Annotated in this window: 26 protein-coding genes; 11 read left to right on the forward strand and 15 right to left on the reverse strand. The window is 64.5% G+C overall.

Features of this window, described 5'->3' with window-relative positions; all coding sequences use genetic code 11:
• Positions 1-3 precede the first annotated feature (3 nt).
• Entirely contained in the window at positions 4-321 is a 318-nt protein-coding gene (locus tag NLM32_RS36680) for a polyhydroxyalkanoic acid system family protein (RefSeq protein ID WP_027529317.1), read from the reverse strand.
• A 180-nt stretch (positions 322-501) separates the two neighbouring features.
• Between NLM32_RS36680 and NLM32_RS36685 the strand changes: the two genes are divergently transcribed.
• Positions 502-666, forward strand: coding sequence for a DUF3309 family protein (locus tag NLM32_RS36685; RefSeq protein WP_007595743.1), 165 nt, complete (start codon positions 502-504; stop codon positions 664-666).
• A gap of 161 nt (positions 667-827) precedes the next feature.
• Here NLM32_RS36685 and ligD read toward each other — a convergent pair whose 3' ends face one another.
• Positions 828-3,500 carry a DNA ligase D gene (ligD, locus tag NLM32_RS36690; protein ID WP_254133563.1) on the reverse strand — a complete coding sequence of 891 codons (2,673 nt, stop codon included), beginning with the start codon at positions 3,498-3,500 and terminating at the stop codon, positions 828-830.
• A gap of 119 nt (positions 3,501-3,619) precedes the next feature.
• Between ligD and NLM32_RS36695 the strand changes: the two genes are divergently transcribed.
• On the forward strand, positions 3,620-4,504 hold the full coding sequence (locus NLM32_RS36695; RefSeq protein WP_254133564.1) for a Ku protein: 885 nt from the start codon (positions 3,620-3,622) through the stop codon (positions 4,502-4,504).
• 123 nt (positions 4,505-4,627) lie between these two features.
• On the opposite strand, the gene NLM32_RS36700 is transcribed toward NLM32_RS36695, so the two are convergent.
• The 6 genes from NLM32_RS36700 to NLM32_RS36725 all read right to left on the reverse strand — a co-directional run bounded on the left by NLM32_RS36700 (position 4,628) and on the right by NLM32_RS36725 (position 12,780).
• A complete protein-coding gene (locus NLM32_RS36700) occupies positions 4,628-5,317 on the reverse strand; it encodes a response regulator (RefSeq protein ID WP_254133565.1) in 690 nt (229 codons plus the stop codon).
• Complete coding sequence (locus tag NLM32_RS36705) at positions 5,314-8,037, reverse strand: sensor histidine kinase KdpD (protein ID WP_254133566.1); 2,724 nt, start codon at positions 8,035-8,037, stop codon at positions 5,314-5,316. The genes NLM32_RS36700 and NLM32_RS36705 overlap by 4 nt, the downstream gene beginning before the upstream one ends.
• 40 nt (positions 8,038-8,077) lie before the next feature.
• The gene (locus NLM32_RS36710; RefSeq protein ID WP_254133567.1) at positions 8,078-8,683 is read right to left on the reverse strand and encodes a K(+)-transporting ATPase subunit C; all 606 of its coding nucleotides are present in this window, start codon (positions 8,681-8,683) and stop codon (positions 8,078-8,080) included.
• A gap of 59 nt (positions 8,684-8,742) precedes the next feature.
• Positions 8,743-10,857, reverse strand: a complete 2,115-nt coding sequence (gene kdpB, locus NLM32_RS36715; RefSeq protein WP_254133568.1) for a potassium-transporting ATPase subunit KdpB — start codon at positions 10,855-10,857, stop codon at positions 8,743-8,745.
• Between the two features lie 17 nt (positions 10,858-10,874).
• On the reverse strand, positions 10,875-12,578 hold the full coding sequence (kdpA, locus tag NLM32_RS36720) for a potassium-transporting ATPase subunit KdpA (protein ID WP_254133569.1): 1,704 nt from the start codon (positions 12,576-12,578) through the stop codon (positions 10,875-10,877).
• Positions 12,579-12,690: 112 nt separating this feature from the next.
• Entirely contained in the window at positions 12,691-12,780 is a 90-nt protein-coding gene (locus NLM32_RS36725) for a K(+)-transporting ATPase subunit F (protein ID WP_038965694.1), read from the reverse strand.
• Positions 12,781-13,405: 625 nt separating this feature from the next.
• Here NLM32_RS36725 and NLM32_RS36730 point away from each other — a divergent pair.
• The 8 genes from NLM32_RS36730 to NLM32_RS36760 all read left to right on the forward strand — a co-directional run bounded on the left by NLM32_RS36730 (position 13,406) and on the right by NLM32_RS36760 (position 18,431).
• Positions 13,406-13,870: a hypothetical protein gene (locus tag NLM32_RS36730; protein ID WP_254133570.1), complete on the forward strand. Its 465-nt coding sequence runs from the start codon at positions 13,406-13,408 to the stop codon at positions 13,868-13,870.
• 150 nt (positions 13,871-14,020) lie between these two features.
• The gene (locus NLM32_RS36735; protein ID WP_254133571.1) at positions 14,021-14,269 is read left to right on the forward strand and encodes a hypothetical protein; all 249 of its coding nucleotides are present in this window, start codon (positions 14,021-14,023) and stop codon (positions 14,267-14,269) included.
• A 25-nt stretch (positions 14,270-14,294) separates the two neighbouring features.
• Complete coding sequence (gene dapA, locus NLM32_RS36740) at positions 14,295-15,212, forward strand: 4-hydroxy-tetrahydrodipicolinate synthase (protein WP_254133572.1); 918 nt, start codon at positions 14,295-14,297, stop codon at positions 15,210-15,212.
• Between the two features lie 127 nt (positions 15,213-15,339).
• Positions 15,340-15,531: a hypothetical protein gene (locus NLM32_RS36745; protein WP_254133573.1), complete on the forward strand. Its 192-nt coding sequence runs from the start codon at positions 15,340-15,342 to the stop codon at positions 15,529-15,531.
• Positions 15,532-15,547: 16 nt separating this feature from the next.
• Complete coding sequence (locus tag NLM32_RS36750) at positions 15,548-15,904, forward strand: hypothetical protein (RefSeq protein WP_254135510.1); 357 nt, start codon at positions 15,548-15,550, stop codon at positions 15,902-15,904.
• A 1-nt stretch (position 15,905) separates the two neighbouring features.
• Positions 15,906-16,034 carry a hypothetical protein gene (locus tag NLM32_RS45955; RefSeq protein WP_256561928.1) on the forward strand — a complete coding sequence of 43 codons (129 nt, stop codon included), beginning with the start codon at positions 15,906-15,908 and terminating at the stop codon, positions 16,032-16,034.
• A gap of 156 nt (positions 16,035-16,190) precedes the next feature.
• A complete protein-coding gene (gene upp, locus NLM32_RS36755) occupies positions 16,191-16,826 on the forward strand; it encodes a uracil phosphoribosyltransferase (protein ID WP_254133574.1) in 636 nt (211 codons plus the stop codon).
• A gap of 33 nt (positions 16,827-16,859) precedes the next feature.
• A complete protein-coding gene (locus NLM32_RS36760) occupies positions 16,860-18,431 on the forward strand; it encodes an AMP-binding protein (RefSeq protein ID WP_254133575.1) in 1,572 nt (523 codons plus the stop codon).
• A gap of 7 nt (positions 18,432-18,438) precedes the next feature.
• Here the strand turns inward: NLM32_RS36760 and NLM32_RS36765 are convergent, their stop codons facing one another.
• Genes NLM32_RS36765 through NLM32_RS36790 form a run of 6 tightly spaced genes read right to left on the reverse strand, consistent with a single transcriptional unit; the run spans position 18,439 to position 23,874 of the window.
• Complete coding sequence (locus tag NLM32_RS36765) at positions 18,439-19,350, reverse strand: flagellin (protein ID WP_254133576.1); 912 nt, start codon at positions 19,348-19,350, stop codon at positions 18,439-18,441.
• Positions 19,351-19,367: 17 nt separating this feature from the next.
• Positions 19,368-21,143, reverse strand: coding sequence for a flagellar hook-associated protein FlgK (gene flgK, locus NLM32_RS36770; protein WP_254133577.1), 1,776 nt, complete (start codon positions 21,141-21,143; stop codon positions 19,368-19,370).
• Positions 21,144-21,161: 18 nt separating this feature from the next.
• Positions 21,162-21,635, reverse strand: a complete 474-nt coding sequence (locus tag NLM32_RS36775; RefSeq protein ID WP_254133578.1) for a flagellar protein FlgN — start codon at positions 21,633-21,635, stop codon at positions 21,162-21,164.
• Between the two features lie 9 nt (positions 21,636-21,644).
• The gene (locus NLM32_RS36780) at positions 21,645-21,905 is read right to left on the reverse strand and encodes a hypothetical protein (RefSeq protein ID WP_254133579.1); all 261 of its coding nucleotides are present in this window, start codon (positions 21,903-21,905) and stop codon (positions 21,645-21,647) included.
• Between the two features lie 3 nt (positions 21,906-21,908).
• Complete coding sequence (flgE, locus tag NLM32_RS36785; RefSeq protein WP_254133580.1) at positions 21,909-23,174, reverse strand: flagellar hook protein FlgE; 1,266 nt, start codon at positions 23,172-23,174, stop codon at positions 21,909-21,911.
• A gap of 31 nt (positions 23,175-23,205) precedes the next feature.
• Entirely contained in the window at positions 23,206-23,874 is a 669-nt protein-coding gene (locus tag NLM32_RS36790; RefSeq protein WP_254133581.1) for a flagellar hook assembly protein FlgD, read from the reverse strand.
• A 37-nt stretch (positions 23,875-23,911) separates the two neighbouring features.
• Here NLM32_RS36790 and NLM32_RS45960 point away from each other — a divergent pair, with 37 nt between their 5' ends.
• Positions 23,912-24,046, forward strand: a complete 135-nt coding sequence (locus NLM32_RS45960; RefSeq protein WP_256568328.1) for a hypothetical protein — start codon at positions 23,912-23,914, stop codon at positions 24,044-24,046.
• Between the two features lie 87 nt (positions 24,047-24,133).
• Here NLM32_RS45960 and NLM32_RS36795 read toward each other — a convergent pair whose 3' ends face one another.
• The gene (locus tag NLM32_RS36795) at positions 24,134-24,406 is read right to left on the reverse strand and encodes a hypothetical protein (RefSeq protein WP_254133582.1); all 273 of its coding nucleotides are present in this window, start codon (positions 24,404-24,406) and stop codon (positions 24,134-24,136) included.
• Between the last annotated feature and the right edge of the window lie 16 nt (positions 24,407-24,422).

Here is a 24,422-nt window from a genome sequence, read left to right on the forward strand (position 1 = left end):
CGCCTATTTCCCCTCGTCCTTGGTCAGCAGCAATTGTCCGCGCTTGCGGATGGTCGCCTGCGCCATCTCGGCAAAGCGCTGCAACAGCCACGGCAACACCACCTGAACCTTGACGTGGTCGTCGGCAACGTCGACCTGGCCGCTCGCGATCTGCCCGAGCGCGCGGATGCGGAAATTCATGCTATCGCCGCTCCAGCGCTCCTCTTCGACCTGCATCACGGGAATGCTCGCCGCGGCGCGGCCGAGCCCGGTCTTGAGCCGGCGCACGGCTTCCTCGCGGCCGAGACGATGCGGAATGGAGACGACAAGCGGTGCTGACATGGCGCTGCCCTGTGCTGACTGTTCTCACATAGTCATGTCGGCCGGACGGTCAAAGGTTCCATGCAAGTCGGGACCTGTCGACCCGTTTCAAATCCGGAACTTTAAAACCTGCGGCAAGTTGCCCTCGCACAACGGGACAGGTGCAACGACCCTTTCGACAAAGGGCTGGAGGAGATTAGCATGTCTATCGGTACGATCATTCTGATCATCTTGGTTATCGCGCTGCTCGGCGGCTTCAGCGGTATCGGCGGTGGGCCGTTCTACGGCACCGGTTACTACGGCGGCGGCGGCCTCGGACTCGTCATCGTCATCCTGCTGATCTTGCTATTGCTGGGACGGATCTAGCGACACAACAGGGATCTCGTAGGGTGGGCAAAGGCGCAACGCGCCGTGCCCACCTTCACTCTCCGTAACAGGAAGATCGTGGGCACGCTTCCGCCTTCGCTCTGAGCTTCGGCGGACAAGCCGCTTTGGCCACCCTACAAGAGCTACGCGCGGAGCCCGGCCTACTTCATTTTCACCGCAAGCTTCTTCGCCGCCGCCTTGATCGACGCGGCCGCATCGTCATAGCCATCCCACGCCTTCGACCGCGCCAGCAGGCCGGGCACGGTCCGCACCGTGTATTTCTTCGGATCGAGATCGCCCTTCACCTGCGGCCACGTGACCGGCATCGACACGGTCGCGCCATCGCGTGCACGCGGCGATAGCGGCGCCACCGCCGTCGACAGGCGATCGTTGCGCAGATAGTCGAGAAAGATCTTTCCGTTGCGGAGCTTCTTCGACATGTTGAGCAGATAGCGCTCGGGATTGTCATCGGCCATCCACTGGCAGACGCCTTGCGCAAACGCCTTGGCTTCCTTCCAGCTCACCTTGTCGCGCGCACCGTGGAGGAGCGGCACCACCACGTGCAGGCCCTTGCCACCGGTGGTCTTGCAAAAGCTCTCCATGCCGACATCGGTGAGCCGCTGCCGCATCTCCTTTGCCGCTTCGACGACTTCGGCAAATTTGACGTCAGGCGCGGGGTCGAGGTCGAACACCAGGCGGCCCGGCGTGTCATAGGCGTCCGGCGCGCAATTCCAGGGATGCAGCTCGACGCCGCCGATCTGCGCGACCGCGGCAAGCCCCTCGATGCGATCGATCTGCAAATACGGTTTGCGATCACCGGACACCTTTGCGAGCTCCAGCAGGTTCGACGTCCCCTGCATGGCATGGCGCTGGAAGAATTTTTCGCCATTGATGCCGTCGGGGGCACGCAAGATCGAGCATGGCCGCCCCTTGATATGCGCGATCATCCAGGCGCCGACCGCTTCGAAATAGCGCGCGAGATCGAGCTTGGTGACCCCCTCGCCGTCTCCGCCGTCCGGCCACAGCTCCTTGTCCGGCTTCGAGATGACGACGCCCATCACCTCGGCGGTACTTTTCGCTTTGGCAGGCTTCGCCGCAACGCGCTTCCTGGCGGAGGGCTTGGCGAGCTCGGTATCCGCAGGCGTTTCCGCCTCGACCTCCTCGGCCGGCTTGTCCTGCCGCAGCCCCTTGAAGGCGGCCTGACGGATATTGCCGTCGGCGGTGAACCCGGCGAATTCGATCTCAGCCACCAGCTCGGGCCTGACCCAGTGCACGTCGCGCGTCTTCTTCGGCGCATTCTTGCCGCCGAACGGGCTTTCGTTCGACGCCGCCTCTTTCAGGAGCGGCATGATACGCTTGACCTTGTCGGCGCCAAAACCGGTGCCGACGATGCCGACATAGGCGAGGTGATCGCCGCGATAGACGCCGGCCATCAGCGAGCGGAATTTCCCGGCCGTCGTCTTCCAGCCGCCGATCACGACCTCCTGACCGGCGCGGGACTTTGTCTTGGTCCAGCCTTCTGTGCGCCCCGAGCGGTAGGGTGCATCGAGCTTCTTCGAGACGATGCCTTCCAGCTCGAGCTTTAGGGCCGATTGCAGCACCGTGTCGCCGTCGCTCTCGAAATGTTCGACGTAGCGGATCTGGCTCGATTTGCGCTTGCGTGCCGCCAGAATTTCCCTGAGCCGTGCCTTGCGCTCGCCGAGCGGCAAGCGGCGATAGTCGAGGCCCTCGGCGAACAAGAGATCGAAGGCAAAGAAGATCAGGTCCTCGGTCTTACCGTCGGACAATGCGGCCTGCAGCGACGAAAAATTTGGGGTGCCGCTTTGATCCAGCGCGACGATCTCACCATCGATCATGGCGTCCGGCAGCGCGCCGGCCTCTTGCGCGATCGCGGCGAACTTGTCGGTCCAGTCGAGCCCCGTCCGCGTCTTCAGCGTCGCCTTGCCGCTCTCGACCCGGAGCTGCATGCGATAACCGTCGAACTTGATCTCGTGGCACCAGCGATCGCCTGACGGGGGACGCTCGACCGGCGTACAGAGCTGTGGCGCGACGAAGTCCGGCATTTCAGAGACGCGACTGGCATTCGTTGCCGTCGTAGCCTTCTTCTTCGCGCCCTTGGTTTTGAGGACCGTTCCGGCCTTCAACGCCGCGCGGGGTGAAGCCTTGACCGTACGCCCCTTCGTCTCCTCGGCGCGGTTCGACTGCCAAACGGCATCTGCCTTGCCTCTGCCCTTCGCCAGCATGAAGGGCTTCGGCGCACGCCCCTTGCCGCCGGCGATCTGCGCCATCGCTCGGCCGGAGGCCACGGATTTGTCCTCCGCCAAAATATCCTCATCCTCGCTGGCATATTCGTCGCGATGCTTGATCAGCAGCCAGTTGGTGCGCTTGCCGCCGTCACGATCATGCCGCATCCGCACCAGCACCCAGCTGCCGTGCAGCTTGTCGCCGTGAAGCGTGAACTTGAGATCGCCCTTCTTGAAACCGGCCTGGGGATCATCGGATTCCCAGGTGCCGCGGTCCCACAGCATGACCGTGCCGCCGCCATATTGGCCTTCGGGAATGGTCCCTTCGAAATCGCCATAGTCGAGCGGATGGTCCTCGACCTCGACAGCCAGCCGCTTGTCGTGCGGATCGAGCGATGGCCCCTTCGTGACCGCCCAGGACTTGAACACGCCGTCGAATTCGAGGCGAAAGTCGTAATGCAGCCGGGTGGCGTCATGTTTCTGGATCACGAAACGACGCTGCTTCGACGGCGCGACCGCCGTCTTTCCCGAGGGCTCTGGCGTCTTTTCAAAGTCGCGTTTCTGTCGGTAGGTGGAAAGTTTTCGCAGCACGACCGGTCCCGCATTCTCTCGTCGCTTTGAAGCCTATCACGGCAAAAGTCTCCGTCGGAACCAAAACCCGGGGGCCCGGTTGGAGTTCCTGAAACGCCTTGAAATCACTGGAGAATGGAATGGCCCCGCGCGCCTATTGGAAGGGAACGTTGAAGCTGTCGCTGGTCAGCTGCCCGGTTGTGCTCTACCCCGCGACCACGACGGCCGAGAAGACCCGCTTTCACATGATCAATCGCAAGACCGGCAACCGGCTCAAGCAGCAGATGGTTGATTCCGAGACCGGCGATGTCGTCGAGAGCGACCAGAAGGGACGCGGCTACGAGCTGCGCAAGGGCAAATATGTCGAGATCGAGCCGGAGGAGCTCGAGGCGGTGCAGATCGAGAGCAACCACACCATCGACATCGAAAGCTTCGTGCCGAGCGAGGAGATCGACCAGCGCTATCTCAACCATCCCTATTACATCGCGCCCGAAGGCAAGGCCGCGGCGGATGCGTTTGCCGTGATCCGCGACGCCATGAAGGACCAGGACCGCGTGGCGCTCGCAAAGATCGTGCTGACCAATCGTGAGCACATCATCGCGATCGAGCCGCTCGGCAAGGGCCTGCTCGGCACGACCTTGCGCTTTCCCTACGAGCTGCGTGACGAGGACGAGTTCTTCGACGACATCAAAAGCCCGAAAATCACCAAGGACATGGTCGACCTCGCAGGGCACATCCTGCACACCAAGGCCGCCCACTTCGACCCGAGCAAATTCAAAGACGAGTACGAGACGGCCCTGAAGGCCCTGGTGAAGCGCAAGGCCAGCGGCAAGACGATCGCGTTACCGGAGCGAGAGGAACGCCCGAGTAACGTCGTCAGCCTGATGGATGCACTGAAGCAGAGCCTGAAGGGACGTGGCGGGAAGAAGACGGCAGCGAAGTCGCATGCGCGCCGGGTGACAGGGCGGCAGCGGGCTGCGAAGAAGACGCAGCGGTCGACGGCTCGGCACAGGAAGGCGGGGTGATTTACGCCGTCATTAATGTGAGCGTCGTAGGATGGGTAGAGCGCAGCGAAACCCATCACGCATCTTCAGGCGCGGAGGGATGATGGGTTTCGCTGCGCTCTACCCATCCTACAGATCTGAGTCTCAATCCCCCGCCTTGAGCCGGTACCCGATCCCCGTCTCCGTCAGCACATATTGCGGCCGCTCCGGATCGGCTTCGATCTTCTGGCGGAGCTGGCGGACATAGACGCGGAGATATTGCGCGTCGGTCAGCTCGTCCCAGAGCTCCTTGAGCAGGAATCTGTGGGTCAGCACCTTGCCGGCGTGCTGCACCAGCACGCGCAGAAGGTCGTATTCCTTCGGCGACAGTTTGACGTCGCGCTCGCCGAGCTTGACGATGCGGCGCACGAGATCGACGGAGAGATCGCCGGTGCGGAAGACCGGGCGTTCGCCCTGCACCTGCAGCTGGTGCCGCAACGCGGCGCGCAGGCGCGCCAGCAACTCGTCCATGCCGAAAGGCTTTGTCAGATAATCGTCGGCACCGAGATCGAGCGCCTGCACCTTGCCGGCCTCGTCGCCGCGGCTCGACAGCACCACGATCGGAACGTTCTCATTGCGAGCGCGGATGGTGCGCAACAGCTCATGGCCCTGGATATCCGGCAGGCCGAGATCGAGGATGATCAGCGCGGGATCTTCGGTGAGCTTCTCCAGCGCAATCTTGCCGTTCGACGCCTCCAGAATCTCGTAGCCCTGCGTCGAAAGCCCCATGCGCAGCAATTTGCGGATCGGCGGCTCGTCGTCGATCACCAAAACCTTGATCGGGGCAGCACTCATGCGGCGGTATCCAATGCGTGGGTCTGCGCCGGAACGGGCAGACGGATGGTGAGGACCGCGCCGCTCCGGTCGCTGCGGTTGGCGGCCGAAATCGTGCCGCGCATTGCCTCGACGAAGCCGCGCGAGATGGCAAGCCCGAGGCCGGTGCCCGGACGGACATGATCGCCCTTCTGCACGCGATAGAACTTGTCGAACACGCTTTCGAGCTCGTCGGGCGGAATGCCGGCGCCCTCGTCGGCGACCTCTAGCACCACCTGATCGCGCTCGCGCCGGCTCTTGATCGCAATCGTGGTCTCGGGCGGCGAATATTTCGCGGCATTGTCGAGCAGGTTGAACAGCACCTGTTCGAACAGCACGGCATCGAGCTCGAGCATCGGCAGATCGGCGGCCAGCACCAGCTCGACCTTGTGCGCAGTGAGGATTTTCGATGCCCGACGTAGCGCGCTGCCGACGATCTCGCCGAGATCGTGAAGCGCCGTGTTGGGCACGATGGCGCCGGATTCGAGCTTGGTCATGTCGAGCAGATTGGCGATGAAGCGGTTGAGCCGCTCGGATTCGTCGATGACGGTCGCAAGCAGATCGCGCTTCTCGGTATCGGACAGCGCGCCGGCGAGATCGCGCATGGTGGAGGCCGCCCCCAGCACGGAGGCAAGCGGCGTCTTCAGATCGTGCGAGATCGATGTCAACAGCGCGGAGCGCAGCCGCTCGGATTCGACGGTACGCTTGACCCGGTCCATGTCCTCGACCAGCAGCACGCGCTCGATCGCGAGCGCACCCTGGTCCACCAGCGCGTCCAATAGACGGCGTTGGTCCGGCGTCAGCAGCGGGCCGGTGCGGTCATTGTCGATGCCGATCACCCCGATCGGACCGCGCCCGGTGCGCATCGGCAGGAACAGCCGCTTGGCGCCCGGCAGCGTATCCGAACCGCGGCCGGCGGAGCGGTCATTGCTCCAGGCCCAATTCGCGGCGGCAAGATCGGCCTGGTCGAGCTGGTCCTCCGGCGGATAGCCGGATTTCACCGTCAAAAGCCCGTCCTCCGGCAGCAGCAGCACGACACGGACCTTCAACATCAGCGCGATCTGATAGGCCGACGCCCACAGCACGTCGTCGAGCGTGGCGGTGCCGGCAAGCTTGCGGCTGAAAGCATAGAGCTGCTCGGTCGTGCGGATGCGGCCGATCGCGGTGTCGGCCTGCGTACGCACGCGCGCCGCGACATTCGACACCAGGATCGCGATCAGCATGAAGAAGAAGAACGCCGCGACGTTGGTCGGGTCCGTGATGGTGAAGGTGTAGACCGGCGGCAGGAAGAAGAAATTATAGGCGAGCGAGGCAGCCAAGCTCGCGAGCAGCGACGGCCACAAGCCGTAGCGCACCGCGACGGCCACCACGGCGGTGAGCAGCACGAGATCCACGTTCTCGATGCCGAAGCGCGGCTGCAGCAGAACCGCGGCGCCGAGGCCGACCAGCACGATGCCCAGCGACTTCAGATAGGGCAGCGGATTGAACGGCTCGGACCGCGCAGCCGTCTGCACCGCCGTCTTCGGCGCTACCTCATCCGGCAGCTCGTCGCCGGGAATGACGTGAACGCTGATATTGCCGGCGCGGCGTACCAGATCATGCACGACCGAGCCGCGCGCCATCTCGAACCAGCGCGAGCGCGTCGACTTGCCGATCACGATCTGGGTGACGTTGTTACCTTGCGCGAAATTGATGACGTCGTCGGCGATGCGGCGGCCGACCGCGGGGATCGTCAACGCCTCGCCGCCAAGCGATTCCGCGAGCCGCAGCGTGTCGGCCAGCCGGTCGCGTTCCTGGTCGGAGAGCTGAAGCGAGCGCCGCGTCTCGATCGAGATCGCTGTGAACGGCGCATGCAGCCGGTCGGCCAGCCGCTTGGTGTAACGCACGAGGCCGGCCGCACGCGGATCCTCGCTGACGCAGACGAGGATGCGCTCGCCCGCAGCCCAGGGGCCGGCGATGGCGTTCGCCTGCATATGCGTGAGCAGTTGCTCGTCGACCCGCTCGGCGGTACGCCGCAATGCGAGCTCGCGCAGCGCGGTCAGATTGCCCGGCGAGAAATAATGCTCCAGCGCCCGCTCGGCCTGCTTGGGGACGTAGACCTTGCCCTCGCGCAGCCGCTGGATCAGATCGTCGGGTGTGAGGTCGATCAGCTCGATCGCATCGGCGCGATCGAAGATCGAATCCGGTACGGTCTCGCGCACCCGCACATGGGTGATCTGCGCGACGACATCGTTCAGGCTCTCGATGTGCTGGATGTTGACGGCGGTGTAGACGTCGATGCCGTGGGAGAGCAGCTCCTCGACGTCGAGATAGCGCTTCGGGTGCCGGCTTCCGGCCGCGTTGGTGTGGGCGAGCTCGTCGACCAAGGCGATCTTCGGACGCCGCGCGATCACGGCATCGAGGTCCATCTCCTCGACGATCTGGCCGCGGTACTCGAGCCGCTTGCGCGGGACCAGTTCAAGCCCGCGCACCAGCGCCTCGGTCTCGGCGCGGCCATGGGTTTCGACGAAGCCGACCACGACATCGATGCCGGCCTTGCGCCTGGCATGGGCGCTTTGCAGCATCTCGTAAGTCTTGCCGACGCCGGGGGCGGCGCCGACGAAGATTTTCAGCTTGCCGCTCGCGCTCTCCTCCCGACGCGCGGCTTCCAGCAGCGCCTCGGGAGACGGACGTTGTTCGGGATCGCGGCGCTGTTGAACCATCAGGCCAATATAATCATCCGGGCATTCCCAGCCTAGAGCGCTACTTCGCGGACGCACGATCCAGTGCGAGGTTCAGGGCAAGAACGTTAACCCGGGGTTCGCCGAGCAGGCCGAGCAGACGGCCCTGGGTGTTGGAGGCGACGAGCGCCTTCAGCGCATCCTCCGACATATTCCGCGCCTTCGCGACGCGCGGCACCTGGAATTGCGCCGCTTCGGGGGAAATATCGGGATCGAGACCGCTGGCCGAGGTCGTGACCAGATCGACCGGCAACGGGGCGTTCGGGTTCTCGGCTTTCAACCTGTCCACATCCTCCTTCAGCCGGTCGGCCAGCGCCTTGCTGGTCGGGCCGAGATTGGAGCCGCCCGAATTGGCGGCGTTGTAGGGGGCCGAGACCGTCTTGGTCGAGTCATTCGGGTCCGGCGCAAGCGTCGCCGAGGGACGGCCGTGGAAATATTTGTCGTCCTTGAATTCCTGGCCGATCAGGGCGGAGCCAACCACCTTACCGTCCTTCTCGATCAGGCTGCCTTTCGCCTGAACGGGGAAGATCGCGCCGGCAATGCCGGTCATGGCGAGCGGATAGGCCAGGCCCGTGATGGCGGTGAGCACCAGCAGGAGGACGATGGCGGGACGGATTTCTCTGAGCATGTGTATCTCCAATGTCTTCGTCGCGGCCCGGGCGCGCGCTGCGCAACCCGGGACGACGGTTAGGCCAGGTGCAAGGCGACGACGACGAGGTCGATCGCCTTGATGCCGATGAAGGGAATGACGATGCCGCCGAGGCCGTAGACCAGCAGGTTGCGCCGAAGCAGCGCACCGGCCCCGACCGCGCGATAAGCGACGCCCTTCAATGCGAGCGGGATCAACCCGATGATGACGAGTGCGTTGAAGATGATCGCCGACAGGATGGCGCTCTGCGGACTCGACAGGTTCATGACGTTGAGCACGTTGAGCTGCGGATAGAACGCCAGGAACATCGCCGGGATGATCGCGAAGTATTTTGCGACGTCGTTGGCGATCGAGAAGGTCGTCAGCGCACCGCGCGTCATCAACAGCTGCTTGCCGATCTCGACCACCTCGATCAGCTTGGTCGGGTTGGAATCGAGATCGACCATGTTGCCGGCCTCGCGCGCGGCCTGCGTGCCGGTGTTCATGGCGACGCCGACATCGGCCTGCGCCAGCGCCGGCGCGTCGTTGGTGCCGTCGCCGCACATCGCGACCAGCTTGCCCTTGGCCTGCTCGTCGCGGATCAGCTTGAGCTTGTCCTCGGGCGTCGCCTGCGCCAGGAAATCGTCGACACCTGCCTCTGCCGCGATCGCGGCGGCCGTCATCGGGTTGTCGCCCGTGATCATGACGGTGCGGATACCCATGCGGCGCAGCTCGGCAAAGCGCTCGCGGATACCGCCCTTGACGATGTCCTTGAGCTGGATAACGCCGAGCAGCCTGCCATCTTTGGCGACCGCGAGCGGCGTCCCGCCGGCCTTCGAGATCTCGTCCGCAATGGTCTGGATTTCACGGCCGATGTCCGAGAGCCCGGCGGGCTGAATGGCGCGCGCCGTATTGCCGGAGGCAACAGCCAGCGGCGCGCCGCCGCCGACATAGTTCAGCATGGCATCCACCGCGCCCTTGCGCACCGACGATCCGCCGGCATCGACGCCGCTCATGCGAGTCTGCGCCGTAAACGGGATGAAGGTGGCGCCAAGTTCGGCCATGTCGCGGCCGCGGATGCCGTACTTCTCCTTGGCCAACACCACGATGGAACGGCCCTCCGGCGTTTCGTCGGCGAGCGAGGCGAGCTGGGCAGCGTCAGCCAGTTCCTGTTCGGTGACGCCGCGAACCGGGCGAAACGCCGTCGCCTGACGGTTGCCGAGGGTGATGGTCCCGGTCTTGTCGAGCAGCAGCGTATCGACGTCGCCGGCGGCCTCCACCGCACGGCCGGACATTGCGAGCACGTTGAAGCGGACCAGACGGTCCATGCCGGCGATGCCGATCGCCGACAACAGCGCGCCGATCGTGGTCGGGATCAGCGTCACGAACAGCGCGACCAGCACAACGACCGAGATCGAGCCGCCGGCATAGGCGGCGTAGCTCGGAATGGTGACGGTGGCGAACACGAAGATGATGGTGAGGCCCGCGAGCAGGATATTGAGTGCGATCTCGTTCGGCGTCTTCGCCCGCTCGGCGCCTTCGACCAGCTTGATCATGCGGTCGATGAAGGTCGAGCCTTGCGCTGCCGTGATGCGGACGCGGATCCAGTCGGACAACACTTGCGTGCCACCGGTCACCGCGGAACGGTCGCCGCCGGACTCGCGGATCACGGGCGCGGATTCGCCGGTGATGGCGGCTTCGTTGACGGAAGCGACACCCTCGATCACCTCGCCGTCCGAGGGGATGGTATCGCCGGCCTCGACCAGCACGATGTCGCCGACCTTCAGGCTCGTTCCCGCCACGAGCTTGAAGTCCCGGCCCGCGCCGGTCAGGAGCTTGGCCTGGCTTTCGGTGCGGGTCTTGCGCAGCGAATCTGCCTGCGCCTTGCCGCGCCCTTCGGCCACGGCTTCGGCGAAATTGGCGAACAACACCGTGAACCAGAGCCAGAGGATGATCTGGAAGGTGAAGCTCAGGTTGGCGCCCCCCGTGAGGAGATCGCGCAGAAAAATCACGGTGGTGAGCGCGGCCACGATCTCGACCACGAACATCACGGGGTTCTTGATCATCAGCCGCGGATCGAGCTTGGTGAAGGACGCGCGGATCGCGGGCACGACGATCTTGGGATCGAGCATCGCCGAGACGGAGGCGCGTTTTTGCAGTTTCATGGTGTCCATGGAGGTCACTCCGACAATCAGAAGACGTTACCGGCGTTCATCGCGAGATGCTCGACGATCGGGCCGAGTGCGAGAGCCGGGAAGAAGGTGAGGCCGCCGATGATCAGGATCACGCCGACGACGAGACCGACGAACAGCCCGCCGGTGGTCGGGAACGTGCCCGCCGACGGCGGAATGGATTTTTTCGCGGCCAGCGAACCCGCGATCGCCATCGCCGGCACGATCATGAAGAAGCGGCCGACGAACATCGCGCTGGCGAGCGTGAGGTTGTAGAACAAGGTGTTGCCGGTGAGGCCGGCAAACGCCGAGCCGTTATTGCCGGTCGCCGAGGTGAAAGCGTAGAGCACCTCGGTGAAGCCATGCGGGCCGGCATTGGCCATGGAGGCAACCGCCGCCGGATAGACCACGCCGACCGCAGTCCAGCCGAGATACATCAGCGGCAGCACCAGGATCGCGAGCATGGCCATCTTGACCTCGCGCGCCTCGATCTTCTTGCCGACATATTCCGGCGTGCGCCCGACCATCAGGCCGGCGACGAAGATCGCGAGCACGACGAACAGCAGCATGCCGTAGAGGCCGGCGCCGACGCCGCCGATGATGATCTCGCCAAGCTGCATGTTGATCAGCGGGATCATTCCACCGAGCGCGGTGAAGCTGTCGTGCATGGCGTTGACCGCGCCGCAGGAGGCGGCGGTGGTGACGACGGCAAACAGCGAGGACGCGACGATGCCGAAGCGGACTTCCTTGCCCTCCATGTTGCCGCCGGTGAGGCCGAGCGCCTGCAGCGTCGAGGTGCCATTGGCTTCCGCCCAATAGGTGACGGCGACGCCAGCGACGAACAGCACGCCCATCGCGGCCAGGATCGCCCAGCCCTGGCGCTGGTTGCCGACCATGCGGCCGAACACGTTGGTCATGGCCGCGCCGATCAGGAAGATCGACAGCATCTGCACGAAGTTCGACAGCGCAGTCGGGTTCTCGAAGGGATGCGCCGCGTTGGCATTGAAGAAGCCGCCGCCGTTGGTGCCCAGCATCTTGATCGCGACCTGCGAGGCCACCGGGCCGACCGCGATGGTCTGTTTGGCGCCTTCGAGCGTGGTGGCATCGACATAATCGCCGAGCGTCTGCGGCATGCCCTGCGAGATCAGGAACAGCGTGTAGACCACGCAGATCGGCAGCAGCACATAAAGCGTCGTGCGGGTGACATCGACCCAGAAATTGCCGACGGTGCGCACCGAGGCACGCGAGAAGCCGCGGATCAGCGCGACCGCGAGCGCGATGCCGGTGGCCGCCGAGAGGAAATTCTGGTGCGTCAGGCCGACCATCTGCACCAGATAGGAGATCGTGCTCTCGCCGCCGTAGTTCTGCCAGTTGGTGTTGGTGATGAAGGAGATCGCGGTGTTGAAGGAGAGATCTTCGGCGACCGCGCCCTGCCCCGCCGGATTGAAGGGCAGCACGGCCTGCAGGCGCATCACGCCGTAGATGATGAGGAAGCCGCCGACATGGAACAGCAGCATGGCGACCGTATAGGTCAGCCAATGCTGCTCGCGCTTTTCGTCGACGCCCGAGATCCAGTAGATGCCGGCCTCGATCGGACGCAGCACCGGCGAGAGAAACGTCCGCTCGCCGTTGAACACGCGCGTCATGTACCAGCCGAGCGGCTTTGTGAGCGCGACGATGATAACGCAGAAAAGAATGATCTGGAGCCAACCGATCACAGTCATGGCATTAACCCTTCAGGCTCGGTGTCCGGCGCAACAACGGCAGGAGCACCACAAGCAGGCCGCCGACGAGCGCAACGTCCGCCAGCAGCAATTCGACGAGCAACAGCACGGCTCAGAACCGTTCCGGCCGCAGCAGCGCGTAGGTGAGGTAGAACAGGAGGCCGAACGAGACGGCACCGGCGAGCGCATAATCGAAGATCATGGTCCGCTCCCTCACAGCCGTTCGCAGGCGTAGGTGTAGCCGATCGCAAGGGCAAAGAAGGCGAAGCCCAGCGCCAGCATCAGAATGTCCATCATGGGATTGCTCCTCGTTGCGTCCCGCTATCGGGAGCAACTCTTTCTCGGGGACCCGACGGAGCTCGTGGAGGGAATCGCAATGCAATTCCACGGCCCAAGCGGGGCTTTTGACCGTGTTGAAGTGCCACCACGGACATAGGTTTTCGAGACGAGGGCTATGGCGAAGTTATAGGAATCTCATAAAGGCGGCGCGTCGTTCCTGAGAGACGCGATGCGCTATCGGCTCACTCCGCCGTCATCCCCGCGAAGGCGGGGATCCATAACCCCAGGGAGATGTTGCGGGGCGAAACCGGTAACCGCGAGTCATCGCCAAACTCCTCCCTGTGGCTATAGGTCCCGGATCTGCGCTTCGCTTGTCCGGGACGACAGCGGAGGTTGTTGCGCGACTATCGTTCGAAGCGGCTCCGGCCACCTCGACTTTTATGATATTCCTATATCTCACGCCCCGCTCCCATCTCGTTTTCCAATGTCCTTCCCGCCATCCTGAAGAGGCCGGCCGACTGACCGACGCCAATTCCAGGAGGCCCGAGATGACCGCTCTGCGACTCTACGATTTGCCTGCGCTTGGCGACCGACTGCGCAATGCACAGGGCATGACGCGGCCGTTGATGCTCGAGATCATCGACAGGGCCTGCCGCCGCTTTCCCTCGCTCGGACAGACCGAGCGCACCGCCCGCCTCATGCGCCTGATCGACGCGGAAGCCTGGGCCGATGCGGCGCTGGCGCTGATGGAGCTCGAACTGCCGCTGTGGCATGTCCGCCGTATCGCCTATGACGAAGGTGAATGGCATTGCGCGCTCTCGCGTGAGCGCGAGTTGCCGGATTGGCTCGACGCAGCTGTCGAGGGATGCCACGGCGACCTCGCGATCGCGCTGCTTTCGGCCTTCGTCGAAGTCCAGGCATTGGCCGTGGAAGCATCCCGACCGAGCGTTCCCAGCGTACGCCCCGCTCCGGACTCGCTGTACGAACCCGTCGCCTGCGAGAATTTCAGCTGATCGAACACCAGGCCCTCATACGAGGCCTTATGGCGCTCCTATGAGATCGCCGCGCGCCCTCTCTCGAAATCCTATCCCTTCGAAAAGATATTGATGCGGCGGTCGCGGGACGAGATCCCGCCGCCCGCATCAATTGGAAGGACCAAATCCGTGAAACTTGTCGAACCTCCCTCGTGCAGCTCCCTCTCAAGCATCGTCTTCATCGGCCGGAACCACAGGGGACAGTGGGTCGCGCAGGAGCAGAACGGCCTCTATGGCGGCCTGTTCGTCAGCCGCGCCCAGGCCATCAAATACGCGCTGTTCGAGAACGGGCAGCACCCCGAGACCATCGTCGAGCTGCCGCGCGAGATCGAGCTCGACATGGGCAGACACCCCGACCTCTCGCAGCGCGCCGCCTGAGCGGGCCGCATTCGGCGAGCAAGCCATGTTCATTCCTCCCTCAGCCTGGTTCACCGGCTTCATTCCGGATCTGCCGACGCCGTTCGACGCGGCCGACACGATCGACCTCGAGGCGTTCGCCGCACTCTGCGAGCGCCAGGTTGCGGCCGGCGTTCCCGCGCTCGTGGTTTGCGAGACGGCGGGCGAGGCACCGACACTCTCGCCCGCCGAGCAGGAGCTCGTCATTCGTACCGCGGTGGACGTCGCCCGCGGCCGGTCGCGGGTCATCGCGGGCGCGATGTCGAATGCCACCGGCCGCGCCGTCGAACTTGCGCGGCGCGCGGAAGCGGCCGGCGCCGACGCCATCATGTCGGTGGTGCCTTCCTACAACAAGCCGATGCAGGAGGGGATGCTCGCGCATTTCCGTACCATTGCCGGCGCGACCGGACTGCCGGTGATCCTGCACGACATTCCCTCCCGCACGCTGCGCCCACTCGCCGACGAGACCCTTTTGCGTCTCGTCGAGTCGCGCCAGTTCGTCGGCCTGCGAGATGGCGGCGGCGACACCACCCGCCCGGTGCGCCTGAGCCGGCTGCTGCCGGCAGGCTTTCGGCTGCTGTCCGGCGACGATGCGACCGGCTTCGGCTATATCGCCGGCGGAGGCGATGGTGCGATCTCGGAAGTTTGCAACATCGCACCGGACCTGTGCCGGACGATCTTCTCGCAGGTCAGGCAGGGTCGCCTACAAACAGCGCGCTATCTGCACAAGCGCCTCGTCCCGCTGATGACCTGCCTCTCCCGGGAAAGCCCGGCCGCGCTCAAATACGCCCTGAGCGTGCTTGGCGTGATGTCGGCCGCGACACGGCTGCCGATCGTGCCGCTGGACGCGGCCGCGCAGAGAGAGGTTGTGCGCGCATTTGCCGCGATCGCCGACGAGGATCTGATCGACAACGTCGGCGCGTAGAGCGCGCCCTTATGGCGCGCCTATATGACAGCGCCGCCGCTCGTCTCGCATTCATATGCCGCAATGCTCATCATGAGAGGCAGGTTGGAGCGACGGTCTCGTCGCCCCACAGACAAGGACTTCTGACATGTCGATGCTGACTCAGGGCTCTGAACGGTCCTTCAACTGGGCTGAACGCCCGGTACGGATCCCTGGTGAGCGTAAAGCCCAACTCAAGCGCGTCGCGATGCGCACTCTCGCGGTGCTCACGATGGGAAGCGTGCTCACCGCGCTGATCGCGCTGAAGACCGCGATCTTCGTCTGGCACCTCCACGCCTGAAGTCCCGGTGACCACCATGACCTTGCAGATGTGTGAGGAGGCCGCGATGGCCACAATTGCTCTCCAAGCCGCTCACCGCCAAAAGCGGCAGGTGCCGGCGGCGGAACTCAGGCCGCTCGATCCCGATGTGATCAGCGACGCCATTCCCGCCTTTTTCATCGGACGCAACCGGGCCGGCCTCTGGGTCGCCCGCGAGGCGCACGGACGCATCGGCGGCCTGTTCCTGTTCAAGAGTTCGGCCGTCGATTTCGCCCACCGTCAGAGCCGGCCGGCGCGCTGCGCGCTGGTGTTTCCCACCGAGACCTTCGAGCTCGACATCGAGAACCACGGCAACCCGCTGATCGTGCTCGTGGCGCGGTTCCTGAGGCGGTAGCATGCCGCTCTTCAAGGGACATCTCGAGCACGCGGTCACCACGACGATCCTGACCATGACGCTCAGCCTGGTCTGGGGTGCGGTCCTGACGATCGTGATCACGCTCGCGGCCCGCGGGCTTGGCGTCTAGACGTCACGGCGATCGACCGCGAATTGACCATGGCTGCCTACGAGGCAAGCAAACGGGCGCGAATGGCGGTCGCACAGCCCGGCCAGGCCGCCCCCTCGTTGCGGAAAACGTCCGGCCGATCTGGCGCAGTTTCGTGGAACCGTGTAGATCGGTTTCATGAGCACAAGCAGCGTCAACGTCGTCGCCCACCCCCTGGTCCAGCACAAGCTTTCCCTGATGCGGGAGAAGGACCGCTCGACCAAGAGCTTTCGCGAGATCCTGAACGAGATCGGGATGCTGCTCGGCTACGAGGTGACGCGCGACCTGCCGCTGGAGCTGGTCGAGATCGAGACGCCGATCGCGCCGATGCAGGCGCCGAAGATCGCCGGCAAGAAGCTCACGCTGGCGCCGATCCTGCGCGCCGGCGTCGGCTTCCTCGACGGCATGCTGGCGCTGATGCCCTCGGCCCGCATCGCCCATATCGGGCTCTACCGCGATCCTGATACGCTGCAGGCCGTGGAATATTACTTCAAGGCGCCGCAGGACCTGTCCGACCGCACCGTGATCCTGATGGACCCGATGCTGGCGACCGGCAATTCGGCCTGCGCCGGCGCCTCGCTGCTCAAGGACCGCGGTGCCCGCGACATCCGCTTCGTCTGCCTGCTGGCGGCGCCCGAGGGCGTTGCGAAGTTCCAGGACGAACACCCGGACGTGCCGGTCTGGACCGCCGCGATCGACGAGCGGCTCAACGATCACGGCTACATCGTGCCGGGCCTCGGCGATGCCGGCGACCGGATGTTCGGCACCAAGTAGACAGCTTTGCGCGATCGGGCTACTCCGGTCGCCATGCAAGCCGATCATGTTTCACTGCAATCGCTGATCGGATCGGAGACTGCCGCCGGTCCTGCCTTCGTGTTCGACGGCAAACCCGTCTCGCGCGCGGAGTTTTCAGGGACGGTCGCGCAGACCACGGCCTGGCTCGCCGCGCAGGGTATCGGCAAGGGCGACGTCGTCGCGATCTGGCTGATCAACCGGGTCGAATGGATCACGCTGCTGTTCGCCGCCGCCCAGTTGGGTGCGGTCGTCGCGGCCGTCAACACCCGCTACCGCAGCGCGGAAGTGGCACATCTCCTGAAACTGTCGGGCGCCAAGCTGCTGGTGGTCGAGGCGGCGTTTCGCTCGATCGATTTCGCCGCCATTCTCGCCGATATCGCCAAAGCTGATGTCCCCGCGCTGCAGGAGCTCGCGGTGGTCGGCGCGGATGCGATCCCCGCGCAATGGCCGTGCGTGCGGTTCGATGCGTTCGAGAAGCGCTATCCGCCGGCTCCCGCCCTGGTGGACGACATCGACCTCCCCGTGCTGCTCTACACCACATCCGGCACGACCAAGGGACCCAAGCTCGTCGCGCACTCGCAGCGAACGCTGGCGACCCACGCCAACGCCGTTGCCAAGGCGCTCCAGCTCGCGCCGCAGCGTCACTCGCTGCTCGCAATGCTGCCGTTCTGCGGCACCTTTGGCATGACGAGCCTGCTCGGCTTCATCGCAGCCGGCGCGACCGTCCACGTGCTCGACGCCTTCGAGGCCGCACCGGCGCTGAAAATCCTCGGCGAGCACAGGATCACGCATTCCTTCGGCTCCGACGAGATGTTCCGCCGCATCCTCGCCCTCACCGACGCGCAGCGGCCCTTCCCGCATCTCGAAGTCTGCGGCTTTGCAGCGTTCCAGCCCGGCTGGCGCGAGCTGGCCGCAGAGGCCGAGGCGCGCGGCCTGCCGCTACACGGCCTCTACGGCTCGAGCGAGGTGCAGGCGCTGTTCTCGATCGCCCGTCCCGGCGACGCCTTCGCCGATCGTATCGAGGGCGGTGGCTGGCCAATGTCCCCCGAGGCGAAGGTCCGCGTGCGCGATACCGAGACCAGCGAGCTTGCAGCGCAAGGCATCTCCGGCGAGATCGAGATCAGCTCGCCGTCGCGCTTCCTCGGCTATTTCAACAACCCCGATGCAACGCGCGATGCGATCACCGCGGACGGCTTCTTCCGCACCGGCGACATCGGCCGGCTGCGCGACGGCGCCTTCATCTATGAGACCCGCGCGGGCGACGCGATGCGGCTCGGCGGCTTCCTGGTCGCGCCCGGCGAGATCGAGGACGAGCTCAAGTCCTGTACCGGCGTCGCCGATGCCCAGGTCGTCGCGGTCGACCTGAAGGGCCAGGCGCGCTGCGTCGCCTTTGTCATCGCGGCCGGCACTTCGCCGCACCAGGAGGTGCTGACGGCACGCCTGCGTGAGCGGCTCGCCGGCTACAAGGTCCCGGCACGGATCTATGTCGTGGACGCCTTCCCTGTGACCGACAGCGCCAACGGAATCAAGATTCAGCGCGCAAAACTTCGCACCATGGCGATGGAGCGGATCGCGGCTGAATAGGCCTCGCCTATTTCAGGTAGCTCGCCAGATTCATGCTGAGGATCTTGGACATTGCCGAATACGACGCGGTGAGCTGGGCCTGGTAGGTCGAGAGCTGGGCGGTGATGGCGGCGACATCGACGCCGGTGAGGTCGTTCGACAGGCTTTCGGCGTAGCTCTTGTAGTCGGTCTGTTGCGTGCTCGCCGATTCGATCGAGGACGCCGAGCTGGAAAGTTTTGCCTGCACCGCCGCGGTGTCGTCGAGCGCCGTGCTGGCGAGGTCGAGCGCGCTGGAAATGTCCGAGGACGACAGCGAGGTGCTGCTGGCTACGAATTTCAGCACGCGCATGACTTCCTCGAACGCCGAATTGTCGGCAGTCACGCCATACGACACCGTGTTGTCGGCGGCGACGCGCACCGAGGCAATCTCGTCGTCGCCGTTGTAGTAGCTGGTATCCGCCGTGGTGGTGGAACCCGTTCTCGAGGAAAAGCTGGTGAGGTCGACCGGCGCCGTATCCGTCTTGCCGCCCGCAAAGACATACTGGCCGTCATACTGCGTGTTCATCAGCGAGCCCATCTGCTCCAGCATCTGCTGGGCGGACGAGATCACCGAGTTCGTTTCGGTCGAGCTACCGGTCGAAGCAGCACTGAGCTGGGAGCGGAGTTGCGTGATGATATCCGTCATCGAGCCGACGGCCGAATACATCACCTGAACCTTGCTGTCGGCCAGCGTGGCCGCATCGATATAGGACTGCGCGCGCGTCACCGAGACCTGGAGATTGACAACATGCTGCGCGTTCGAGCCGTATCCGCCGAAATCGGTCGAGATGACGCCCGACGATTCCTGGACCTGCTCGTTGGCCATGACCGACTCGACGCGCATCGCATCCGAGATCATCTTGCTCGACTGGGCGAAGGTGGCGATCCGCATCGCGACCATGGAACTGCTCCCGCGCTTTACGACGACTGCACGGCGGTGATCAGCGCCGAGTACATGCTGTTGATGGCCGAGATCAACGCGGAGGCCGCCGTGTATTGGTTTTGCAGCGTGCTCAGATTGGCCGATTCTTCGTCGAGGTTGACGCCCGACTGCGACGAGAGCGAGCTCGCATAGGTCGACTGCGCGGTCTCCTTGGCGGTGTAGTTGGTGGACGCCTGCGAGGCCTTGCTCGCGACGTCGGCCACGATGGTCGAGGCATAGTCGGCAAGGGAGCCGGTGGTGGCGGCGAGCCCTCCCGTGGACGCAAACGTGCGCGAGGCCGTCAATGCGCTGTAAAATGAATTGACCACGGTCGCAGATCCCGAGGTCAGGACGCTGCTGCCGACCGTGAGGCTCGACGATGAGTCCAGCGTGGCGAGCTGCAGCTCGTTGGTGCCGGACAGGATGCTACTGTTGACCGCGATATCCGACGCGCTCGTTCCGGTCACGAGATCGTTGAGGCCAAAATAGTCGGAAAATCCCTCACTCGAGCTACCGACCGAGCTGGTCATCTCGTTGATGGCAACGCCGTTGCCCGAGCCTGTCGCCGTGATCGAAAGATGGCCATTCGAATCGACCGACGCCGACATCCCGGAAATGCCATTGATGGCGGTGACGAGATCGCCGACCGTGGAATAGGACGACAGGTCCAGATCGCTGTAGGAGACCAGGTTGCCGCTCTGGTCGGTCACGGCAAGACGCACTGTGCCGGTGGCGGACAACGCCGTGGCGCTGGTGACACTGGTCGTTCCGGTCAGGCTGGTCGGCGCCGGCACCGATGACGCGCTGTTCGAGACGGTGTTGACCGCGGAAGCAAGTTGCGTCGCGAGCTGGTCGAGCTGGGACTGTGCCGCCGGCAGGGTCTTGTCGCGAAGCGTGATCAGCGCGCCGATGTCGCCTCCGGTGATCTGGGAAGTAATGTCGACGCCGTTCACCGTGATCGCGCTGAAACCGCTCGACGAGGAGCCCGCGGTGTAGGTCGTCGACGACGACACGTTGGCGGCGGCGGTATAGCTGATCTTGTGTGCGGAAGAGTCGACCAGCGCCTGCCCGGTCGTGGTGTAGATCTGGAGATCGCCGTTCGACGCCGTGTAGTAGCTAACGTTCATCTTGGAGGCGACGTCCTGCAACGCGGTGTTGCGCTGGTCCTCCAGGTCCGCGGTCGACTGCCCGGTTGCCGCCGTCTGCTTGATCTCCGCGTTCAGATCCGCGATGTTCTGCAGGTCCGTATTGACGTCGTCGATCGACGACGAGATGTCCTGGTCGGCATTGGAGCGGAGCTTCTGGATGCCGCTCGAGGTCTCCCGCAACTGGCTCGTGACGTCGTCGAGCGCGCTGATGACGTTGGATTGCAGCGAAGCGCTGCTCGGCGTGCTTGCCAGCGACGACAGCGCCGATTCCAGCGAGGCAATGCTGTTGGCCAGCGAGGTCCCGGTCGACGAGCTGTCCGTGCTACTGGTCGAGCCGTAGAGCTTCTCCAGCGAGGTCAGATAGCTATTGGTCGTGTCGGCCGAACCGAGATCGGAGTCGGCACCGACCAGCGACTTCAGCAGCAGCTTGTCGACCGTCGAGGTGATGCCCGTCACCGTGACGCCGGTACCGACGCCGTTGGTGACGCTGCTCGACTGGTTCGCGGTCTTTTTGGTATAGCCCGTCGTGTCGGCGTTCGAAATGTTCGACGACGTCACGCTGATCTGCACCGACGTGGACGACAGGCCGCTGAAGGCGATCGATCGTGCGATATCGAGCGACACGGCGGACTCTCCTTGTCGTCAGGCGCTGCGGCTGGTGCCGCTGGAGACGGCGCGTGCGGCCACCCGGCCGGAGGCGCCATAGGGCGACACCGCCGCGATCTGCTCGCGGATCGCCTGCATGACCGCTTCGATCCGGCGATTGCTGGCCTCGATCGCGGCGCGCAGGCGCACCAGATTTTCGTCCATCGCCGCGCGCAGCTTCAGGATCCGATCCAGGAGCTGCTCGCGCAGGATCCGGTCCCGCACGGTCAGCGTGGTCCCGCCCGCCGCACATTCGGCGACGGATCGTTCGAAAATCTCCGCCAGCCGGTTCTTCTCGTCGACCTGCTTCAGGCGTGAGGCCGGGAGGCCCTTGGCGAGCTCGGCGTTCTCTTCCGCGACCAGCGCGGTCAGGACGTCGATCAGTCCGATCAGCGACTTGATCCGGGCGTCGCCGCTTGCGGCGTTGGTCCGCGTGGCTTGGCTATTGGCTTGGGCTACACTCATGGTCATCGCCTTCTTCTAATTATGCCGTTTGCCGCGATGGGCTTGCGAGTTGCGCAGATAAGCACCGATCGCGGTCGTCCTGACGGTCGCCTGTCTCATCTCGCCCTCGACCTCTGCGCATTCCTTCAACAGGCCGCGGCGGGTCGTCTCGATATCGTCGAGCAAGGCAAGCAGCTGTTTGTGGTCGGTGTCCTTCACGGTTGCGGCCCGGGCCACCAGCCGTCGCAGCCGGCGCAGCAGCGCTTCTCCGGCGGCCTTGGCCTCCTCGTTGCGCATCGCTCACCTCATCGCCGAGATCAGGGTGTCGTACATCTTGCTGACGGTGGAGATGACCTGGGAGGCAGCCGAATAAGCCTGCTGCGCCGAGATCATGCTCGAGAATTGGCTGGAGGTATCGGTGGTCGACGACTCCAGCTCGCTGCCATAGATCGTGCCCGCGCCGTTCTCGCCGGACGCCTGCAACGCCGCATTGCCCGACGTCACCGTCGCGGAATAGAGGCCGTCGCTGGCGGCGGAAAGGCCGGTTGGATCGGCGAAGGTCGCCACCGCGATCTTGTAGATCGCGATGGTCTGGCCATTGGAATAGGTGGCGTCGACAACGCCGTTCTTGCCGATCGAGATGCTGGACAACTTGCCGTAGGACAGGCCGTCCGAAGAGATGCTGGTGACGTTGACGGTCGGCGTTGTCTCGCCCGAGGCGTATTGTGTGAGACCGTCCGTGCCTCCGGCGGTACCGAGGCTCATCGTGATCGTGCTGTCCGCTGCACCATCGGTCCAGCCCGTCACCGCGACGGTCGCCGGGCTCGGGCTGGTGCTGGCAAGCGAGCCGTCGCTGTTGAAGGTGATGGCGATCGTGCCCGAGGCCGTGCCGGTCGCGGTCGTGGTGTCCGACGTTGAGGTCGGATTGGCGAAGCTCGCGCTCCACGTGTTCGTCCCGGTCTTGGTCCAGGTGACCTGCATCGAGTTCGCCGCACCGAGCGAATCGTAGACGGTCATCGAGCTGGTATAGGTATCGCCGGTCGCTGCATCCGACGGCAGGTTCGCCGCAATCGTGGTCTTGGTTGTGGCGCTGCCGCTGGTCGAGGCGACCTGGGTGTTGATGGCTTCGAGATTGCTCGCCGATTCATTGCCGACGACGTTGCCGTCCGAATCGGTGCGCCATCCCTCGAGGTAGCTGCCATTGTTCTCGAGATAGCCCGCGTTGTCGGTCGAAAAGGCGCCGTTGCGCGTATAGGACGTGGTGCCGCCCGACGTGGCGCTGGTCACGACGAAGAAGCCCGAGCCCTGGATCGCGACGTCGGTCGCGTTGGAGGTCGCGGCAAGCAGGCCTTGCTGGGTGATGTTGGCGCGACCCGAAACGGTGACGCCGCCCGAGGCATAGGAGGTCGCGTTGCTCGACGCGGTCACGAGGTCGTCGAACATCGCCGACGTCGTCTTGTAGCCGGTCGTGCTGGTATTGGCGATGTTGTCGCTGATCATCGACAGGGACTGGCTCTGCGCGCTGAGCGCGGAGATCGCCGAAGAGAGTGCACCGGTGAGACTCATGAAGAAACTCCAGAGGGATCAGGACGTAGGATCAGGACGTGACGCCGATGATGTCGGCGGCGCTGACGGAGACGCCGTTCACAGTCAGCGATGGCGTGGACGTGGATGTGTCGATGCCGGTCACCGTGCCGGAAATGGTGGTGTAGTTGAGCACCGAGTTGCCGGCGGAATCCGTCGCAGTCACCGAGATTGTGTACTGACCGCCGTCGGTGAGCTGGGTGCCGCTGGAGTTCTTGCCGTCCCAGGTGAAGGTGTTGGATCCGGAGTTGCCGGTCCCGGTGCCCGTGTAGACGCTGTTACCGGAGGAGTCCTTGATGGTGATCGCGACGTCGGAAGCGGCCGACGACAGCGAATAGCCGAACGTCGCCGAGCCGCTGCTCAGGGTCGACGTGTCGGTCTTCGCCTCGACGGTGTGGCCGATATAATTGACCGAGTTGAGCGTCACGAGGCTCGAGAACGAGCTGGAGAGCGACGTCAGATTGGAGTTGATCGACTGCTGCTGGCTGAAATTGGCGTAAGAGGTGAGCTGATTGATGAAGTCGGTGGTCGAGGTCGCGTTCAGCGGATCCTGGTTCTGAAGCTCGCTGACGAGCAGGCTCAGGAAATCGCTCGAGGTCAGCGTCGAACTGGACGAGGTGCTCGACGATGACGACGTCGTCGTGGTCGCAGTCGTTGCGGAACTCGTTGCGGAAACTGTCATCAGAAACTCCGGCTTTCTCGCGCGGCCGGCGACGACGATGTCGGTCAGCGCGCTTGAAATCTGTGTGCTGATGAAACGCGTGGCCGCGTGGATTCAGGCGCGGATTCACCCGCGCAAAAATCGCTTTCGACACGGCAAAATCTGCCGCGTGCGCAGTATTCGGGAATGCTGAAAGTGCGCTACGAAAAAGCGCAGCCGCTCGCGCGTGTGGGCACGAGCGCAAAAGTCATTGGGATCGGAATGTCAGAGAAAGAGCCGTTCAGCTGCCCGCGGTCTCGCCTTCGGTGCGCGGCTCGGCGGTGTCGCTCTTCATTTTCGCGGCGGCGGCGGCGATACGGTCGGCGAGGCCTGCGGGCGCCCGGACCGGAGGTGCGGCGAGCGCCTCGCGCAAGGCGCGCATCTCTTCCAGCAAGGCCTGGGCAGAGGAGGAACGCTTCAGCAGCTCTTCGGCGGGCAGACGCCGGTCGTCGGGCCAGAGCGAGAGATCCTCGCCCAGCCGGTCGATCAGTTCCTCAAACTCGGTGACGTCCATCGCCCGCCGATCCCGC

The organism is Bradyrhizobium sp. CCGUVB14 (assembly GCF_024199935.1).
Taxonomy (GTDB): Bacteria; Pseudomonadota; Alphaproteobacteria; order Rhizobiales; family Xanthobacteraceae; genus Bradyrhizobium.

Coding starts and splice junctions, on each gene's coding strand:
- NLM32_RS36795 (WP_254133582.1), bottom strand. CDS start 24,406: ATGGACGTCACCGAGTTTGAGGAACTGATCGACCGGCTGGGCGAGGAT.
- NLM32_RS36710 (WP_254133567.1), bottom strand. CDS start 8,683: ATGCTCAGAGAAATCCGTCCCGCCATCGTCCTCCTGCTGGTGCTCACC.
- NLM32_RS36695 (WP_254133564.1), top strand. CDS start 3,620: ATGGCCCCGCGCGCCTATTGGAAGGGAACGTTGAAGCTGTCGCTGGTC.
- NLM32_RS36745 (WP_254133573.1), top strand. CDS start 15,340: ATGTCGATGCTGACTCAGGGCTCTGAACGGTCCTTCAACTGGGCTGAA.
- NLM32_RS36685 (WP_007595743.1), top strand. CDS start 502: ATGTCTATCGGTACGATCATTCTGATCATCTTGGTTATCGCGCTGCTC.
- NLM32_RS36730 (WP_254133570.1), top strand. CDS start 13,406: ATGACCGCTCTGCGACTCTACGATTTGCCTGCGCTTGGCGACCGACTG.
- NLM32_RS36760 (WP_254133575.1), top strand. CDS start 16,860: ATGCAAGCCGATCATGTTTCACTGCAATCGCTGATCGGATCGGAGACT.
- kdpB (WP_254133568.1), bottom strand. CDS start 10,857: ATGGACACCATGAAACTGCAAAAACGCGCCTCCGTCTCGGCGATGCTC.
- NLM32_RS45955 (WP_256561928.1), top strand. CDS start 15,906: ATGCCGCTCTTCAAGGGACATCTCGAGCACGCGGTCACCACGACGATC.
- NLM32_RS36775 (WP_254133578.1), bottom strand. CDS start 21,635: ATGACCATGAGTGTAGCCCAAGCCAATAGCCAAGCCACGCGGACCAAC.
- NLM32_RS36780 (WP_254133579.1), bottom strand. CDS start 21,905: ATGCGCAACGAGGAGGCCAAGGCCGCCGGAGAAGCGCTGCTGCGCCGG.
- NLM32_RS36765 (WP_254133576.1), bottom strand. CDS start 19,350: ATGGTCGCGATGCGGATCGCCACCTTCGCCCAGTCGAGCAAGATGATC.
- upp (WP_254133574.1), top strand. CDS start 16,191: ATGAGCACAAGCAGCGTCAACGTCGTCGCCCACCCCCTGGTCCAGCAC.
- dapA (WP_254133572.1), top strand. CDS start 14,295: ATGTTCATTCCTCCCTCAGCCTGGTTCACCGGCTTCATTCCGGATCTG.
- NLM32_RS36725 (WP_038965694.1), bottom strand. CDS start 12,780: ATGATCTTCGATTATGCGCTCGCCGGTGCCGTCTCGTTCGGCCTCCTG.
- NLM32_RS36705 (WP_254133566.1), bottom strand. CDS start 8,037: ATGGTTCAACAGCGCCGCGATCCCGAACAACGTCCGTCTCCCGAGGCG.
- NLM32_RS36700 (WP_254133565.1), bottom strand. CDS start 5,317: ATGAGTGCTGCCCCGATCAAGGTTTTGGTGATCGACGACGAGCCGCCG.
- NLM32_RS45960 (WP_256568328.1), top strand. CDS start 23,912: ATGTCGGTCAGCGCGCTTGAAATCTGTGTGCTGATGAAACGCGTGGCC.
- NLM32_RS36790 (WP_254133581.1), bottom strand. CDS start 23,874: ATGACAGTTTCCGCAACGAGTTCCGCAACGACTGCGACCACGACGACG.
- NLM32_RS36680 (WP_027529317.1), bottom strand. CDS start 321: ATGTCAGCACCGCTTGTCGTCTCCATTCCGCATCGTCTCGGCCGCGAG.
- flgE (WP_254133580.1), bottom strand. CDS start 23,174: ATGAGTCTCACCGGTGCACTCTCTTCGGCGATCTCCGCGCTCAGCGCG.
- NLM32_RS36750 (WP_254135510.1), top strand. CDS start 15,548: ATGACCTTGCAGATGTGTGAGGAGGCCGCGATGGCCACAATTGCTCTC.
- kdpA (WP_254133569.1), bottom strand. CDS start 12,578: ATGACTGTGATCGGTTGGCTCCAGATCATTCTTTTCTGCGTTATCATC.